Annotated in this window: 16 protein-coding genes; 7 read left to right on the top strand and 9 right to left on the bottom strand. The window is 52.9% G+C overall.

The genetic code is table 11. From position 1 onward, the window contains the following. Positions 1 to 46: 46 nt before the first annotated feature. From K5L82_RS05025 to K5L82_RS04990, 8 genes are read right to left on the bottom strand one after another with little or no spacing between them, the layout of a single operon-like run. Positions 47 to 784, bottom strand: coding sequence for a hypothetical protein (locus tag K5L82_RS05025; protein ID WP_223133410.1), 738 nt, complete (start codon positions 782 to 784; stop codon positions 47 to 49). Continuing rightward, a complete protein-coding gene (locus K5L82_RS05020) occupies positions 781 to 1,305 on the bottom strand; it encodes a DUF2878 domain-containing protein (protein WP_223133409.1) in 525 nt (174 codons plus the stop codon). Before K5L82_RS05020 ends, K5L82_RS05025 begins: the two co-directional genes overlap by 4 nt. Continuing rightward, on the bottom strand, positions 1,302 to 2,576 hold the full coding sequence (locus tag K5L82_RS05015) for an SAM-dependent methyltransferase (RefSeq protein ID WP_223133408.1): 1,275 nt from the start codon (positions 2,574 to 2,576) through the stop codon (positions 1,302 to 1,304). The genes K5L82_RS05020 and K5L82_RS05015 overlap by 4 nt, the downstream gene beginning before the upstream one ends. Beyond that, positions 2,564 to 3,460, bottom strand: coding sequence for a DUF1365 domain-containing protein (locus K5L82_RS05010; protein WP_223133407.1), 897 nt, complete (start codon positions 3,458 to 3,460; stop codon positions 2,564 to 2,566). Before K5L82_RS05010 ends, K5L82_RS05015 begins: the two co-directional genes overlap by 13 nt. Before the next feature lie 2 nt (positions 3,461 to 3,462). Beyond that, the gene (locus K5L82_RS05005; protein WP_223133406.1) at positions 3,463 to 4,728 is read right to left on the bottom strand and encodes an NAD(P)/FAD-dependent oxidoreductase; all 1,266 of its coding nucleotides are present in this window, start codon (positions 4,726 to 4,728) and stop codon (positions 3,463 to 3,465) included. A gap of 26 nt (positions 4,729 to 4,754) precedes the next feature. Further along, positions 4,755 to 5,543 carry an SDR family NAD(P)-dependent oxidoreductase gene (locus K5L82_RS05000; protein ID WP_223133405.1) on the bottom strand — a complete coding sequence of 263 codons (789 nt, stop codon included), beginning with the start codon at positions 5,541 to 5,543 and terminating at the stop codon, positions 4,755 to 4,757. Then, complete coding sequence (locus K5L82_RS04995) at positions 5,540 to 6,010, bottom strand: nuclear transport factor 2 family protein (RefSeq protein WP_316933367.1); 471 nt, start codon at positions 6,008 to 6,010, stop codon at positions 5,540 to 5,542. Before K5L82_RS04995 ends, K5L82_RS05000 begins: the two co-directional genes overlap by 4 nt. After that, a complete protein-coding gene (locus K5L82_RS04990; RefSeq protein WP_133005563.1) occupies positions 6,007 to 6,969 on the bottom strand; it encodes an acyl-CoA desaturase in 963 nt (320 codons plus the stop codon). Before K5L82_RS04990 ends, K5L82_RS04995 begins: the two co-directional genes overlap by 4 nt. An 8-nt stretch (positions 6,970 to 6,977) precedes the next feature. Here K5L82_RS04990 and K5L82_RS04985 point away from each other — a divergent pair, with 8 nt between their 5' ends. Continuing rightward, entirely contained in the window at positions 6,978 to 7,997 is a 1,020-nt protein-coding gene (locus K5L82_RS04985) for an NAD(P)/FAD-dependent oxidoreductase (protein WP_223133404.1), read from the top strand. A 13-nt stretch (positions 7,998 to 8,010) separates the two neighbouring features. Here the strand turns inward: K5L82_RS04985 and K5L82_RS04980 are convergent, their stop codons facing one another. Further along, on the bottom strand, positions 8,011 to 9,492 hold the full coding sequence (locus K5L82_RS04980) for an HD domain-containing protein (protein WP_223133403.1): 1,482 nt from the start codon (positions 9,490 to 9,492) through the stop codon (positions 8,011 to 8,013). A 114-nt stretch (positions 9,493 to 9,606) separates the two neighbouring features. Between K5L82_RS04980 and K5L82_RS04975 the strand changes: the two genes are divergently transcribed. The 6 genes from K5L82_RS04975 (at position 9,607) to K5L82_RS04950 (ending at position 14,453) form a co-directional block, all read left to right on the top strand. Continuing rightward, positions 9,607 to 10,815 carry a PP2C family protein-serine/threonine phosphatase gene (locus K5L82_RS04975; RefSeq protein WP_223133402.1) on the top strand — a complete coding sequence of 403 codons (1,209 nt, stop codon included), beginning with the start codon at positions 9,607 to 9,609 and terminating at the stop codon, positions 10,813 to 10,815. 16 nt (positions 10,816 to 10,831) lie between these two features. Beyond that, positions 10,832 to 11,323 carry an STAS domain-containing protein gene (locus tag K5L82_RS04970; RefSeq protein ID WP_133005559.1) on the top strand — a complete coding sequence of 164 codons (492 nt, stop codon included), beginning with the start codon at positions 10,832 to 10,834 and terminating at the stop codon, positions 11,321 to 11,323. 80 nt (positions 11,324 to 11,403) lie between these two features. After that, positions 11,404 to 12,435: an NAD(P)H-dependent glycerol-3-phosphate dehydrogenase gene (locus tag K5L82_RS04965; protein WP_262492577.1), complete on the top strand. Its 1,032-nt coding sequence runs from the start codon at positions 11,404 to 11,406 to the stop codon at positions 12,433 to 12,435. 27 nt (positions 12,436 to 12,462) lie between these two features. Next, a complete protein-coding gene (sixA, locus tag K5L82_RS04960; protein WP_133005557.1) occupies positions 12,463 to 12,912 on the top strand; it encodes a phosphohistidine phosphatase SixA in 450 nt (149 codons plus the stop codon). Between the two features lie 44 nt (positions 12,913 to 12,956). Further along, complete coding sequence (locus K5L82_RS04955) at positions 12,957 to 13,853, top strand: radical SAM protein (RefSeq protein ID WP_223133400.1); 897 nt, start codon at positions 12,957 to 12,959, stop codon at positions 13,851 to 13,853. A 33-nt stretch (positions 13,854 to 13,886) separates the two neighbouring features. After that, positions 13,887 to 14,453: a DUF1285 domain-containing protein gene (locus K5L82_RS04950; protein WP_223133399.1), complete on the top strand. Its 567-nt coding sequence runs from the start codon at positions 13,887 to 13,889 to the stop codon at positions 14,451 to 14,453. Positions 14,454 to 14,621: the final 168 nt, after the last annotated feature.

Raw genomic sequence — 14,621 nt, 5'->3', positions numbered from 1 at the left:
ATCAATGAGTGATAACCGTTTGGCCGTTTGGCCGAAAGGCAGAGCTTCATAAAGTCAGCTCGCAGCCCGGATACTGAATAACGCGGTAGCGAATGTGTGCAGTGTGGTTAGTCTCGCGGTCAGCGCGGATGTTGGTTAGCCCCCTATAGTGCGTCAATGCACCTTTGCGGTTGTAGCCCAAGATGATCGGATCAACCAGAAACCGCAAAACCAGACTGGTGGGGCGAATCTGAACCACCACATCGGCATCGATCTTTTCTTTGGGTGCTGGTTCTAGAACAAATCCGTAGTGATCCCCGCGAGTGGGAGCCAGAAAGCGAAAGGGGAGCGATTCTCCGGCGATGACCGCTTGCCAGTTGGCTCGGACGAATTGATCAAAACCGGCATCGACCACCAAGCGGCCATCGAAGGTTACCTGAAAACGTCTGGGATTTTCAGAAGGTGGTTGCCAATCGATGGTTAACTGTTTTGATTTTGAGTAACGAATCTCCAGCGTTTCGCTGAAGTCCGGCTGATGGAATTCAACGCTGGGTCGGTTGGGATGCTCACCATATTGCAGAGTTTTGAAGGCAAATCGGCGATCGCCGGGATCTTTGAAATACGACACGGTGTGCTCTGCGGGTTCAAACCCTGCTTTTGAGCAGTTCCCGGTGACTTGATGCAGCTCCTCGTAGAGCTGCTTTTGGCTGTTGAGGGATTGAGCGTTTCCGATAAATTCGAAGGTTTCGGCCGCTGCCGGTCCGGTCGCCAGGATGAACGCCCCAAACACTGCACATCGCATCATGACACACTATCCCTAACCAGATGTTTACGAATAAACAGCAACAGCGGGAACAGCACGAACCAGCCGGTTCCGATGGCGATTAGCGAGATCGTGTTGCCCGGCAGGGTAACCGCGCCCAGCTGGCTGGCGGACCAATAGGCAAAAGACCCCGCAAAAGGCGCCAAAATGAACGGAAGCCACGCTCGCTTGGCAACCCAGCTGAGCGAATGGCACAAAGTCGTCATAAAGAGAGCCCAGATGGCGATGAGCCATATCGGCGCAAACTGGGGAGCTTTCGTACCTTCGATACCAAGAATACCGGTTCGCAACCATAGCGAGTCCAAGAGGCTGCCAAGCAAAATGCCTACCGCGATGAACCAAACTTCCGCTCCCCGCCGGCTGCTTACCAAGAGAAAATGAATGGCCAGAATAAGTACAGCCAGCCCCGTCGCTGCCAGGCTCGGGTATAAAACGCACACCAACCAGCCGGCCTGAAACAGCAAAAAGTTAACCGTATTTCGACCGGCTTCAGAGTGAATCACGACGCCGAAATGCTGCTGCACTTGTTGGCAGGTTTGGCCATCACGACGTGAGCAACACCAATGGCCCGCTCGCTGAAGCCCGCTTCGCAATAGGCAAAATAAAACTGCCACAAGCGCTGGAACTGGGTGTCATAACCTTGCTCCGCCAATACTTCGCGATTAGCCATGAAACGATCGCACCAATCACGAAGTGTTCGGGCGTAATGGAAGCCGAAATCGTCTACCTGCGCCAGCACCAAATCAGAGCCTCGGCTCACCGAGCCCAGGATGGCACCAAAAGACGGGATAAAGCTGCCCGGGAAGATATACCGCTGAATGAAGTCCACGTTCTTTAAAGCGCGCTCGTAACGCTGCTCCGGCATATTGATAGCCTGCACCAACGCAATGCCGTTGGGTTTCAGCAGCGCACTGATTTGGCTTAGGTAACTGTCAAGAAATTCCGGGCCAACCGCTTCGATCATCTCGATGGACACCAGTTTGTCGAATTGGCCGGTCAAGTCGCGATAATCATCAAATAACAGCGTGATCTTGCCTTCCAAACCCTCGGACGCAACGCGGGCTTGGGTCAGCGCCAACTGTTCCTTGGAAATCGTTGTCGTCGTTACATGGCACCCGTAGTGCTTCGCTGCGTGTATGGCAAAACCGCCCCAGCCAGTGCCGATTTCCATCACCTGGTCACCGGGCTGCAGATCCAGTTTTTGGCAGATCACGTCAAGCTTGTGTACGGCGGCCTCTTCGAGGCTGGCATCCGGGTGAGGGTAGATCGCTGAGGAATACATCATCGTCGGATCTAGGAATTGGCTGAACAGATCGTTACCCAAATCATAGTGGGCGCTGATGTTCTTTCGGGAGCCTTCCGGTGTGTTCCGGTTCAACCAATGCAGGCCTTTCAGCGCCGGCTTGCTCACCCAGCTGAACTTGTCCTCAAAGGCGTTCATGGTGTCGATATTTCGGGTGAAAAACCGCAGCAAGGCGACGAGGTCGGGAGAGCTCCAGTCGCCCGCCACGAAGGATTCTGCAGCGCCGACGCTACCGCCTGTAACCAAGTCACGCCAAGTACTGTGGTTGTGAATGACCAATTCGGCAGCAGGGTAAGTTGAATCGTCGTCACCAAACACAAGATCATCGAAGCCCGGTTGCCGAATCTTGAGAGTGCCTTTTGCGAGTTGGGCCAATTGATGGCAAACCAGCTGCTTTGCAATCCGGCTCACCAGTGGCAATCGCTCCGTTGCTAGATTTGATGTGTTACTGGAGGTCTTCACGTTCTCCATGAGGTTACCCTTCCTGTCAAAGTTGTATCTGGTTGCGCCAAAGACCCCGGCTCGGTGATATCTATGCCCTGATCGTCTGTGCCTCTGCGATATTCCGGTATGTGATCGTCAAGCTTGTCCGGGTGCGTGTGGAAAGGGGTGCCTTTCATCTTCAGTTTCAGGGCATTCCAGTAAATACCCGCGACCCCTTTCAGCGTTTCCAGCGGAAACCGGCGAAGGCTCTTATGAAGGGTTATACGGTTGAGTGCAGTGCGTTGGACTACCAACGTGGCATCAAAATGTTTCTGTTGTTCCTGTTCGACATTCATGTGAATACGCAGTTCGGGGCCTCGAAAGCTGAACAGCCATTGATAATGCTGATCCATACCGTTGAAGGGCGACACATGGAAGCGCTTGCTGAAAGCGAACCGCTCGGTTTGCCATTGCTCGGAATGAGGGCCAGGTTGTTGGCATTCGAGACAGTACACGTGCCGCTCTTTCCAGGGAGTGTTGGTGATCTGAGCCAGGATGACTTTAGGTACATCACCGTTTCCCGGATTCTGGCCGTGTTCGTAGCAAAGATAAAAGCTGACCGGGTTAAAAATGTGGCCGAGATAACGTGGGTGGGTAATGAGTTGGATTGTGCCGTCCGGTCGCCAACCGGTGGCAGCCTGAACCCGTTGGCTAACCGCATCGCGTAAATTTGCGTGGTGGGGATCGAGGTAATCCTTACGGCGCAGCGTCATCCAGTTGAACCGTTCCAGTGAGAAAAACGGACTGGTGCTCGCCACGGTGTCCCACTCATGAACATCCAGTGCCAGCATGCCGATATTGTAGTTAAACTCGTGCTGTGTCGGTCGCTTACGCCTATGTCTTATAGTACCTTCTAGCCATTCGCTGGCCATAGTCAGAGCTCCAACCCGAACGCTTTCGCCACCCGTAATCCGCTACGAACACCGTCTTCATGAAACCCGTTGAACCAGTATGCGCCGCAAAAATGTGTGCGGTTGTGGTTGCCAATTTCGTGGTAGCGTTCTTGGGCGGCGACGGCATCCAGCGTAAACACCGGATGGTCGTACTCGAAACGTTTGATGACTTTGTCTGGGTCGATATCGTGACTACGGTTCAGAGTGACACAAAAGGTTTCTGGCGCGTCGTCAAAGTTCTGGAGGATGTTCATATTGTAGGTAACCGATACCGGCTGGGTGCTGTGTTCCGGAATCCTGTAGTTCCACGCCGCCCACGCCAGCGGATTGGAGGGCAACACGCTGGAGTCGGTGTGAAGCACCACATCATTCTTCTGATAGCCGATAGCGCCGAGAATGGCCTGTTCTTTATCGGTTGGGTTGTTTAGCATCGCCAAGGCTTGATTGCTGTGGCAGGCAAGAACGATTTGATCAAACCGGTGACTTTGACCATTCGAGACGATGGTGACGCCGTCTTCATCACGGTGAATTTCCGATACTGGGCTGTTCAGATGCGTTTTGTCACCAAGTCGCTCCATCATCCGCGTTACGTAGGTGGCAGAGCCGCCGGAAATCACCCGCCAGGTGGGCCGGTCATCCACAGATAGCATGCCGTGGTTATTAAAGAATTGAAGGAAAAAACGAATCGGAAATTGTTCCAGAACAAGCTCCGGGGCAGACCAGATTGCCGCGCCCATGGGAACGATGTAGTGCTTGCGGAAGTAATGACTGTAGCGATTTCGGTTTAGATACTGACCTAGCGTTTCGCCTTCCGGAATTTGGCCGCCCGCCAAATCGCCCCGGGACTCTTTGTTGAAGCGAAGAATCTCCCGAACCATTTTCAGGAACTTGAGGTTAAACAAGTTGCTGCGCTGTGCAAAAAGAGTGTTTAGGTTGGTCCCGTTGTACTGCAATCCAGTGACGTGTGAATCCACACTGAAGCTCATGGTGCTGACTTCATGGGCGACTCCAAGCCGATCCATCAGCTTCATGAAATTCGGGTAGGTCCAATCATTGAACACAATAAAACCGGTATTCACGGGCCAGATTTTTCCACCCAATGAAACCTGTTCGGTATTGGTGTGACCTCCTGGATAATCGGCAGCTTCGAAGAGTTCAACGTCATGGTGTTCGCTGAGCATCCACGCGGCGGTTAAGCCAGATACTCCTGCACCGATTACTGCAATCCGTTGGCGTTCCTGATTCATCAATGCTTTTCCTGTCGCAGATCCATTCAAAGGTGGTTATCCGTTTTTCGAGCCATCGAGGCGGCCATACGGTCAATCAATCTCTGGGGTAAGCAGCCGAGTGCTTTCAAAGTCCAAGTGAAGCGCCGGGGAAAGGCGATTTCCCGCTTTCCTTTTGCGAGGCCCTGGTGAATACGGAGTGCGGCTTCTTTGGCGCTGACCATAAAAGGCATTGCGAAATCGTTTTGGTCGGTTAAGGGGGTTTTTACGAAACCAGGGGAAACCACCACGACGTCGATGCCTTCCGCGGCCAAATCTGCACGCAGAGATTGCGAAAAATAGGTCAGGGCAGCTTTGGACGCGCCATAGCCTTCGGCTCGGCTGAATGGAAACCACCAGGCGGAGGAGCTGACAATCACTACACTGGCCGGCTTGCCTTTGGCTCGGGTGGCCCGCAGCGCGGGTAGGGCTATATCTAGGCAACGAGCGGTACCAAGTACGTTGGTGTTGAGGTTGGCCTCGATAATGGAACTGTCGTATTCAGCCACTTCCAGGTACTTGCAAGTGCCCGCATTTAAAATAACCATGTCCAAGTCGCCAAAATGATTCAGCGAATCGGCGAGGGCGGACAGTTCCGCCCGATTGGTGGTATCGGCCACGGCAGTATGGATCTGTGCGGGCCAATGAACCGCCAGCTCATTCAGAGGTTCTTCGCGGCGACCAGTAACCACAAGTTTGTGGCCATGGTTGGCCAGTTCATGAACCAGCGCCTCGCCGATGCCAGACGACGCACCTGTCAGCCAGATGTTGGATTTAGGTAGCACACGCTTGCTCATCCCGCGTGCCTCTTAACCCAGCGTATGGCACTTCCAACCACCGGCAAATGTTCGTACAGCAGTTCGCCGGCATCAAAATAATCCCGATGAGAATGAACTTTTCCGTTGCGGATGAGTAAATGGCTCATGCCTTCAACGTAAACAGGTTTGCCGCGCTGGATGCGCTTGTGGCTTAGCTCCATAACCCAGGGAATACAACACCGTGGGTGCTGTATGACTGGGTCACCGAAACGGAACTGGCATCGGATGACGTTTTGATACGCGCTTGCCATGTATTGGGTTAGTGCGTCGAGCCCTATCACCTGACCGAATGGATCTTGAAATTCGATATCTTCAGCATACACCGCCGCCAATTCGTGCAAGTGGCCTTTATCTAATTTGTTGTAAAGGCCGCAGAAGGCGTTCAGCGTTATCTGCATGGCCCGGTCTTTGGAGCCAACTTCCACAACGTTATCTGAGGGCATCATTGTTTAGGCTTCCTTGATCGGTTTAGGTCAGTGGCCAGTGTTTCTTTTACAATGTGGGGCGGAATCGGAGCCAAGTCCCAAATAATGCCGAGCTTGGAAAGCAACCACAGGCCGTACCAGGTGATATCGATCTCGTACCAACGAAACCCCTGACGCGCAGACTGTGGCCAACGGTGGTGATTGTTGTGCCAACCTTCACCCAGCGTCAGCAACGCGAGCCAGAAGTTATTGCGGCTGTCGTCATTCGTGTCGAACCGGCGTTTGCCCCACACATGCGACAACGAGTTGATGGACACGGTCGCGTGGAACAGTGCGACCGTTGAAATAAAGAATCCCCAGACAAGCAGTTGCAAACCATTGGTGCCCAGCTCTGGCGCCCACATGGCTAATGCCTCCCCGGAACAATAGATCAGTACAGCGAAGACCGCAGGAACCAAAGAGTCAAAGCGATTGATAAAACGAAGTTCCGGAAACTTCAGCCAATCCCTAACTCGACGCTCATCCATAACAAAGCCCGCGTCGCAGGTGAACCAGCCCATGTGCGACCACCAAAAGCCGCCTTGGTGCGGGGAGTGAAGGTCTTCCGGGTGATCAGAGTGCTGATGGTGGTGACGGTGGTGTGCTGCCCACCAAAGCGGGCCACGCTGAGCAGAACTGGCGCCTAGAACGCCGAAAATAAATTGTGCAGCGCGGCTGGTTTTGAAGGATTTGTGAGCAAAGTATCTGTGATAGAAGGCCGTGATCGAGAACATGCGTACCAGGAAAAATACGATAGCAAAGCCGACAGCAAAGGCGCTTGTTCCTGTGTAAAGTGCCAACAGACACGCAGCGTGTAGAGCAATGAAGGGTAGAACCCGAATAACGTTGAATTCTCGGCACTGAGTGTCGAGGTGATCCAATCCCGCTTCGGAGTCGAACCATCTTAGAATGTTCGTAAACAAATCGTTAACTCGGGTCATAGTCAGCCATGGAAAGTGAAACGTTAGATACCTCTAGCATACGCAAGATTGCGATCATCGGATCAGGCTTGGCGGGATTAACTGCCGCCATCATGCTTGGCAGATCGGGCCATCAGGTGAGGGTGTTTGAAAAAAGCCGAGGACCGGGTGGGCGTTTGGCATCGAAAAGAGTCGCTAACGGCGCTGTCGACGTGGGCGCTCAATACTTCACGAGCCGGAATCCAGCTTTTCTAAAATTCTTGGAAGACTATGCTGGGGCGGACCGCTTTGGGCCATGGCGGGGCACGTTTGGTTTTCAAAAAGCGCAAGAAGGCTGGCAGCCGTTTCCTGGCGAAAGCCGCTACGTGGGCATTCCGAGAATGACCGCAATTACTCGTGGGCTGTCCGAGCACGTGGAACTGACGGCTCAGGTTCGAATTGAACGAATCACCCGAACAGGCGCGCGCTGGCAATTAGTTAGCACTGACGGGAAGGAGCTCGGAGAGTTCGATCAAGTGGTGATAACCGCGCCACCTGCCCAGACTCAGGAGCTATTGGCGGCCAGTGGAATGACACAGCTGCTAAGTGAAACTCATGCGCCGGGCGGCGACATACTGCCTTGTTGGGCCGTTGCGGTGCATTTCTTGAAAGCGCCGAGCGCCCCATTCGATGCGATGCGGCCGGATTCTGACGTGCTGTATTGGGTGGCAAACAATTCATCAAAGCCGGGCCGAGACGATTCGGGACAGTGGTGGGTGCTTCATGCCACCCCGGAGTGGACAAAAGCCAACGTGGATACCACGCCTGAAACAGTCACTAACGAATTACTGACGGCGTTTAGAGGGTTGACTGGGTTTTCGGGAGTCCCCGTGGAATCGGTTGCACACCGCTGGTTATATGCGCGTTCGGCTTCTACCGACCAGCCTGGTTTTTTGTGGGATCAAGGGCAAGGTGTGGGTGTCGCCGGTGATTGGCTTGTGGGCGGTCGTGTTGAAGGGGCTTGGGAAAGCGCCAACCGACTGGCAGAGGCCATGCAGGCTGGCGAATGATCGGGATTGGGGGTTATTGGGTGAGGTCCGGTGTTGTTGCTGCAACATCGGGCTGGCGATAAAAATGGATAATAGTGCCGTCTTCGAACTTGGAGAAGAAGGCGCTCACGTCTGTGATTTTTTTAAGTGAACGTTTTCGGGTAATCGGGGCTTTTTCGAGCACTTTAATACCGTTGAAGTTGTCCTGGATATTGGAGAATCGGGCTTTCATGGTGCAGGTGACCACGTCGTCTGTCGCTAACCCCAGCTCGCCAGCCAGCCAGTTACTATGATTCTGGACCTCTGCTTTGCTTAAGTTCTCTCGCGTATCCAAATGCTTTAGCTTGACCCGATTGACGATCAGAAACGAGTAACTCTTGGGCTGCCTGCGGGCAACTTTACGAAACGCTTCCCAAAAGAAACTATCGGTCAACTCGGCAAAAAAGCTCATATCGCTGAGGCAGGTATCAATCCACTCGAAACTTTCGGGGTCTTCCAACACTTCGTTAATGGCTTCTCGAAGGAGCCAGTCAAAACCAAGGGCAGTTTTGTGGCCGTACACTTTGCGGTACATCTGGTAGCGGCTGTAAACAAAATCCTCCAGGGCGCCCAAACCTTTATGGGTAATGGCAAGACCCATCCACGGTTCTGAAACGTCCCAGCCAAACCGCAAGTTGCTCAACAAGTGGTCCAGGTTAAAGCCCCCGATGGTAACGGAACTGTGGAAGCCATCCCGGAGCATATAGTCGGCGCGGTCTGCATCGATTTCACCCGACACAATAGACGACAACAAACCCATCACCATCTCCGGCACTTCTTGCCCGCCGTTGGATGCCGCCAATGTCTGGTCCCCCGCAATGAAAGCAAGGAAGGTATGGGCGTGGCGGCAGAAGGTATCACTCGGCGTAACCTGGGTGGTTTCCATAATGCCGATGATGTCTTCAGCGTGCAGGCCAGCAGCGTCAAGATCGACTGACGAAAGCACTTCGTGGGCGACACGCACTGAGTAATGCTCGTGCTCCAACTCTTCCGGCTCCTTGGGATGATAGCGACTGTAATCTTCGCCTCGCCACAGCTCGCGAAACCGCTCGGGGCGTGACATAAGCTCCCGAATCTTGCGGGCCTGAGTGAACTGGTGGGAAAAACTGGAATGGCCGCTGTCGTGGAGCAGGCAGCCTAAGCGAATAATCTTGGCAAGGTAGTCAATGGCATCCAGTTGATTCAGGCTCAGTTCCGTTTGTTCGCTAAGCTGACGTTCCCTAAGATAGGCGTCGATCATTGAGCGGAACATGCGCGTACCTACATGCATCACACCAATGCTGTGCAGGAAACGAGAGTGGGTGGCACCCGGGAACACCAAACTGAGGATGTCGTTTTGGCAGATATTGCGTAAACGCTGAAAAAGAGGGTGGTCAATAACCTGAATTTCGTGGCGGTAAAGCGGAATTCCGCCGTGGACAGGGTCCATGATCAGTTTGTCGTAGGCACCCAGAAGGTCGTTGACAGCACGCCGCATGGTTACAAATCCCCCAAAAAATTCAGTATGGCCTTGTTATATCACAAGGTCATGCCAGAATAGACTTTATAACGCCTGTTTTTCTTTTACCGCTGGTAGTTTAGGGCAACTAACATGACCTCGCGCACCGAGCGCATCTTAATTATTGACGCCAATGAACAGGCCCGTTCAGACCTGTCACGATACCTAGAAGCCCGAGGCTTCTATGTGAGCGTTTGTCCGGATATTGGCGCGGCCCGCAGTCTGTTTACTGAAGATATTCCCGACGTCATTTTTGCAGACTTGGCCCCCGACGTGATTGAAGACCTCAGCCGCCGTCTGGACGCCGCGGACAGCTATACACCCGTTGTCGCTTATACTGGCAGTACCTCCAGCACTGAGGTGGTACAGCTACTTCGCGCAGGCGCTGAGGACGTTGTGCTCAAACCATGTCATACCAGCAAAGAAGCCCTGGACGATGTCATCGAAAAGCTGTTCGATCGTATTCGGGTAAATCGGCTTAACAAGCTATATCGGGAAGAGCTTGAGGAGGCGAACGTCGATCTCCGTAGTGGTATTGCTGAACTTCGAGCGGATCAAAACGCAGGTCGGAAAGTGCAGCTAAAAATGCTGCCCGACCACGACCAGGAGATTTGCGGGCTGCATGCCGACTACCTCATCAAGCCGTCTCTGTACCTGAGCGGTGACTTCCTGGATTACATTCGGCTATCCAAAGACAAAGTACTGGTGTACATCGCCGATGTCTCCGGCCACGGTGCCAGTTCTGCGTTTGTCACTGTATTGCTCAAAAACCTGACCAATCGACTGAAGCGCAATCTTCGGCGGCAGTCCAGTGATGACATTATGCATCCGCAGCGTATTCTTGAGCGTATTAACTCAGAACTGATGGACACGAGCCTAGGCAAGCACGTCACTGTGTTTGTTGGCATTATCACCTTGTCCGAGCGAACGTTGAGCTACGCAGTGGGGGCCCATTTCCCGATGCCTATATTATCGTTTGAAGACGGAGAGACACGATTTCTCGAAGGCAGCGGGCTGCCTGTCGGATTATTTGATGAACCCGAATGGGATTTATATCAGGTAAAACTCGATCGTCCGTTTCGTCTTTTGCTGTTTTCTGATGGCCTCCTAGAGGTCATTCCAGACAAAACTCTGGATGAAAAGGAACGTACGCTACTTGAACTCGTATCAGGAGGTAGTCACACTATCGCATCGCTGAGCGAGGCCTTGGGATTAAATAGCATCTCGGAGCTGCCAGACGATATAGCGATAGTATCGGTAACTGACCAGTTAACTGGTTCAGATCAAACGTCGTCGACTTAGTGGCACTGTGAAAAAAATGGCTGGTTATAAGATCCTGCAAGCAGATAAGCAGGGAATTTACGTCCTGAAGTTTATTGGAGAAATCCGGCTGAACCTTTGTTCGACGCTGGACCAACTCGTCGAATCCATCACCCGGGACCCGGAATTCAAAACGGTGGTGATCGATCTCACGGAAACGGAGATTGTCGACAGCACCACGCTTGGGCTGCTTGCCAAGATTGCGTTGGCGGCTTACAAACAAAGCCACTTTCTTCCGACTCTGATATCTACCAATCCTGATGTCACCCGCATCATCTCGTCTATGGGCTTCGACAAGATTTTTATCATTGTCCGCGAGCCTGCTTCCCGCATTGAAGATTTAGAAGAAATTCCTGTCCTGAAAGCCAGCGAACAACAAGTTCGCGAAAAGGTGCTCGACGCTCATAGAGTGTTGATGGGCATGAACAGCAAAAACCGGGAAGAGTTCAAGAACCTCGTCAGAGCTCTTGAGTGTGAAGAGCCCGGCTGATTCAATTCTCCAGCGCCGGGTCTTGCCTAACACAAACCTACGGAAACACTATGCCAGAAAACGTAACGCCGGAATCTGATATGGCGAAATCGCAAAACGTTGCAGTCCTGGGTGGCGGCAGTTTCGGAACTGCAATGGCCAAGGTACTGGGTGAAAATGGTCATACTGTGCATTTTTGGATGCGCGATGAAGGGCAGGTTGAGGAAATTCGCTCAACGCGGATGAATGCGCGGTACATGCCCGATATCCTTCTTGAAGGCGAGATTCTCCCTACAACCGATCTTGCTCAAGCCGTTGATCGGGCAGACGTTGTTTTTGTGGCAATTCCTTCAAAGGCGTTCCGCTCGGTAATCCGCGACAACAAGCGTGTTTTCAAAGATGATCAGATTGTTGTCAGCCTGACCAAAGGCATTGAGCAACAAGGCTTCAAACTGATGAGCGAAATTTTGCTCGAAGAAATTCCGCGGTGCCGGTCCGGAGTACTGAGCGGGCCTAACTTAGCGGGCGAGATCGTTAACCGCGAGTTGACCGCAACGGTTATTGCCGCGAAAGATCCAGCCGTGCGCCACACGGTTCAGGAACTGCTCGGTTGCGACTACTTTCGTGTGTACGCCAACGTTGATGTCTATGGAGTCGAACTGGCGGGCGCGCTGAAAAACATCTATGCCATTGTTGCGGGATTAGCATCTGCCCAAAACCTTGGCGAAAACGCCAAAGCCATGCTGATTACTCGCGGGCTGGCGGAAATGAGCCGGTTTGCGGTGAGTCTGGGTGCCAACCCCATGACCTTTATGGGGCTGGCGGGTGTGGGCGATCTGATTGCGACCTGTACCTCCAGCAAGAGCCGAAATTTCCGGGTGGGTTACGCCGTGGGTACCGGGAAAAAATTGGACGAGGCAGCTGAGGAATTGGGGCAGGTGGCCGAAGGCATCTATACTCTCAAATTAGTAAGAGACAAATCCGAAGCGATTGGCATTCACATGCCGCTGGTACGAGGGTTGTACGAGATTCTATACAACGATGCTCCGATTGAGGTCGTTATCAAAAATCTGATGAATGCCGTTCAAAACTCGGATGTAGAATTCATTCTGCCTCGTACAGTGGCCCAGTAATCCAGCAAGCTGGACGAGGAGAGTATTATGCAACTGATCATCATGCGCCACGGTGAGGCAGGCAGGCACTCCCTTGATCACGAACGGGAGTTGACTGAAGTCGGACGGAAGCAGGCTGCCAATGTGGCGGAGCAAATCGCACTATCCGATTCGAAGCCCAGCGTTATTTGGTGTAGCCCATACATCCGCGCTCGCCAGACGGCGGCTATTGTTGGTGACATACTGAGTGTCCCTGTGAGCGAGAAATCGTTCATTACACCGGATGATGATCCGGGACGGTGCCTGGATGCATTGCTCGAAAATACAGCGTCGCCGTTGATGTTGGTATCTCACATGCCCTTGGTGGGCAGCCTTACAACCCTGTTATCGGACGGTCACCGCAATGGCATGCCGTTTATGACCGCGCAAGCGGTTGTGCTCGACATGCCGGTGGTGGGGCCGGACTGTGCCACCTTGAAAACACAGTTTTTGCCCTGATTATTTTTCCTGTCGTCCTTCTTTCTTAAGCTTACTGAGCCGTTATGTACAATTTCCCGATTGAATACATCGAGCCGGTCTTTCGGCCTCCAAGCGAAGCAAAATCTCTCATCTTACCGGTCACCAATGGCTGCTCGTGGAACCAGTGTACCTTCTGCGAGATGTATACCCAGCCCCAAAAGAAATTCCGGGCCAGAAAGCCTGCGGATGTTCGGGCCGACATAGAAAAAGCGGCTAAAGCATTTGGGAGCGTTCCGCGGGTGTTTCTTGCCGACGGCGATGCCATGGTGCTGCCTACCCGACGGCTTCTCGAAATTCTCCATGATCTGAAAGAAGCGTTCCCGGGGCTTGAACGGGTATCCAGCTATTGTTTGCCCCGCAACCTTGCCAGGAAGTCCGTTGAGGATTTGAGAGCATTACGTGAAGCCGGATTGGGTATTTTGTACGTTGGCATGGAATCCGGCGATGATGAAGTGCTTCGCCGGATCAACAAGGGCGAAACCTGGGAATCTACCCGTTCGGCACTGGGTAAAATCAAGCAAGCGGGTTTAACCAGTTCGGTCATGGTGCTAAACGGGCTTGGCGGCAAAACTCTGTCCCGTCAGCACGCCATTAACACCGCAACTTTGTGCAACGAAACCCAGCCGGATTTTCTGTCCACGTTGGTGGTCAGCTTCCCGCAGGGCGAAGACCGTTTCCGTGAAGGGTTCGGCGACGATTTTGAGCCTTTAGATCAGCAGGGATTGTTTGAAGAAATTCGTATGTTCCTCGAGCATCTTGAGCTGGAGAACACTACCTTCCGCAGCGATCACGCTTCAAACTATCTAGTGCTAAAAGGCACGTTAGGGCAGGACAAGCAGGGCTTGTTGGAGCAAGTGAATCTCGCCATAACCAAGCCGGGCGCCGTGCCTTTAAGGTCGGAGTCTATGCGGGGCCTGTGATGTTGCCCGCTTTCAAGTAAAAGGAGTTCGCCCGTGGGCGCAAAGCCAGAAGACATTGCCAAGGTTGTTAGCGCGCACTCGAAAGAGCGCAGCCTGCCGCCGCTGGATAAATGGCACCCGGAGCTCTCCGGTGACATGGATCTGGTAATCACTCGTGATGGTCGGTGGATCTTCAAGGGTAATCCGATCGAACGGGAAGCCATTATGAAGTTGTTCTCGACTATTTTACGCCGGGAAAATGACGGTCATTATTACCTTGTAACGCCTGTCGAAAAGTGGCGCATTCAGGTGGAAGATTCACCCTTGCTGGCACACACGCTAACCGTAACGGGGGAAGGTGAAAGCCAAGTCCTGAGTCTAACAACGAATATGGGTGAAATACTTGAGCTTGGCAGCGACCATGTTTTGCAGGTTGAATGCTATCCGAACTCCGAAGAGCCAAGACCCACCATATCCGTGCGCCATGGGGTTGAAGCGCGCCTGCAAACCAGTGCGTTTTACGATTTAGTGGCGGTTGCTGAAGAGCGAGAAATCGACGGCGCTACGGTTGTTGGTGTGATGAGCCAGGGAAATTTCTGGAAAATCGGGCAGGGCGGTTGAAAAGCCCTGAGCCGTCTCCATAAAGAAGGTAGAAAACGCAGTCTGTCACTTGTTAAACTGTGGTTTCTTTCTTGTTATCGAGCCAGGCTCTCTAACGAGGCCGGTGGTCGTTAGTCCCTCTGTGCAGTGCAGCTGTTCACGTTCCTTTCGATTACCTCCATTTTAAAT

It is taken from the genome of Marinobacter sp. AL4B, assembly GCF_019916045.1.
Classification (GTDB): Bacteria; Pseudomonadota; Gammaproteobacteria; order Pseudomonadales; family Oleiphilaceae; genus Marinobacter.
The sequence above is the reverse complement of the archived record's forward strand: the minus strand, read 5'-3'. Positions and strand labels throughout refer to the sequence as shown.

Coding starts and splice junctions, on each gene's coding strand:
- K5L82_RS04970 (WP_133005559.1), top strand. CDS start 10,832: ATGGCTGGTTATAAGATCCTGCAAGCAGATAAGCAGGGAATTTACGTC.
- K5L82_RS04985 (WP_223133404.1), top strand. CDS start 6,978: ATGGAAAGTGAAACGTTAGATACCTCTAGCATACGCAAGATTGCGATC.
- K5L82_RS04995 (WP_316933367.1), bottom strand. CDS start 6,010: ATGATGCCCTCAGATAACGTTGTGGAAGTTGGCTCCAAAGACCGGGCC.
- K5L82_RS04980 (WP_223133403.1), bottom strand. CDS start 9,492: ATGCGGCGTGCTGTCAACGACCTTCTGGGTGCCTACGACAAACTGATC.
- K5L82_RS05000 (WP_223133405.1), bottom strand. CDS start 5,543: ATGAGCAAGCGTGTGCTACCTAAATCCAACATCTGGCTGACAGGTGCG.
- K5L82_RS04965 (WP_262492577.1), top strand. CDS start 11,404: ATGGCGAAATCGCAAAACGTTGCAGTCCTGGGTGGCGGCAGTTTCGGA.
- K5L82_RS05025 (WP_223133410.1), bottom strand. CDS start 784: ATGATGCGATGTGCAGTGTTTGGGGCGTTCATCCTGGCGACCGGACCG.
- K5L82_RS04990 (WP_133005563.1), bottom strand. CDS start 6,969: ATGACCCGAGTTAACGATTTGTTTACGAACATTCTAAGATGGTTCGAC.
- K5L82_RS05005 (WP_223133406.1), bottom strand. CDS start 4,728: ATGAATCAGGAACGCCAACGGATTGCAGTAATCGGTGCAGGAGTATCT.
- K5L82_RS04955 (WP_223133400.1), top strand. CDS start 12,957: ATGTACAATTTCCCGATTGAATACATCGAGCCGGTCTTTCGGCCTCCA.
- K5L82_RS04975 (WP_223133402.1), top strand. CDS start 9,607: ATGACCTCGCGCACCGAGCGCATCTTAATTATTGACGCCAATGAACAG.
- sixA (WP_133005557.1), top strand. CDS start 12,463: ATGCAACTGATCATCATGCGCCACGGTGAGGCAGGCAGGCACTCCCTT.
- K5L82_RS05010 (WP_223133407.1), bottom strand. CDS start 3,460: ATGGCCAGCGAATGGCTAGAAGGTACTATAAGACATAGGCGTAAGCGA.
- K5L82_RS05015 (WP_223133408.1), bottom strand. CDS start 2,576: ATGGAGAACGTGAAGACCTCCAGTAACACATCAAATCTAGCAACGGAG.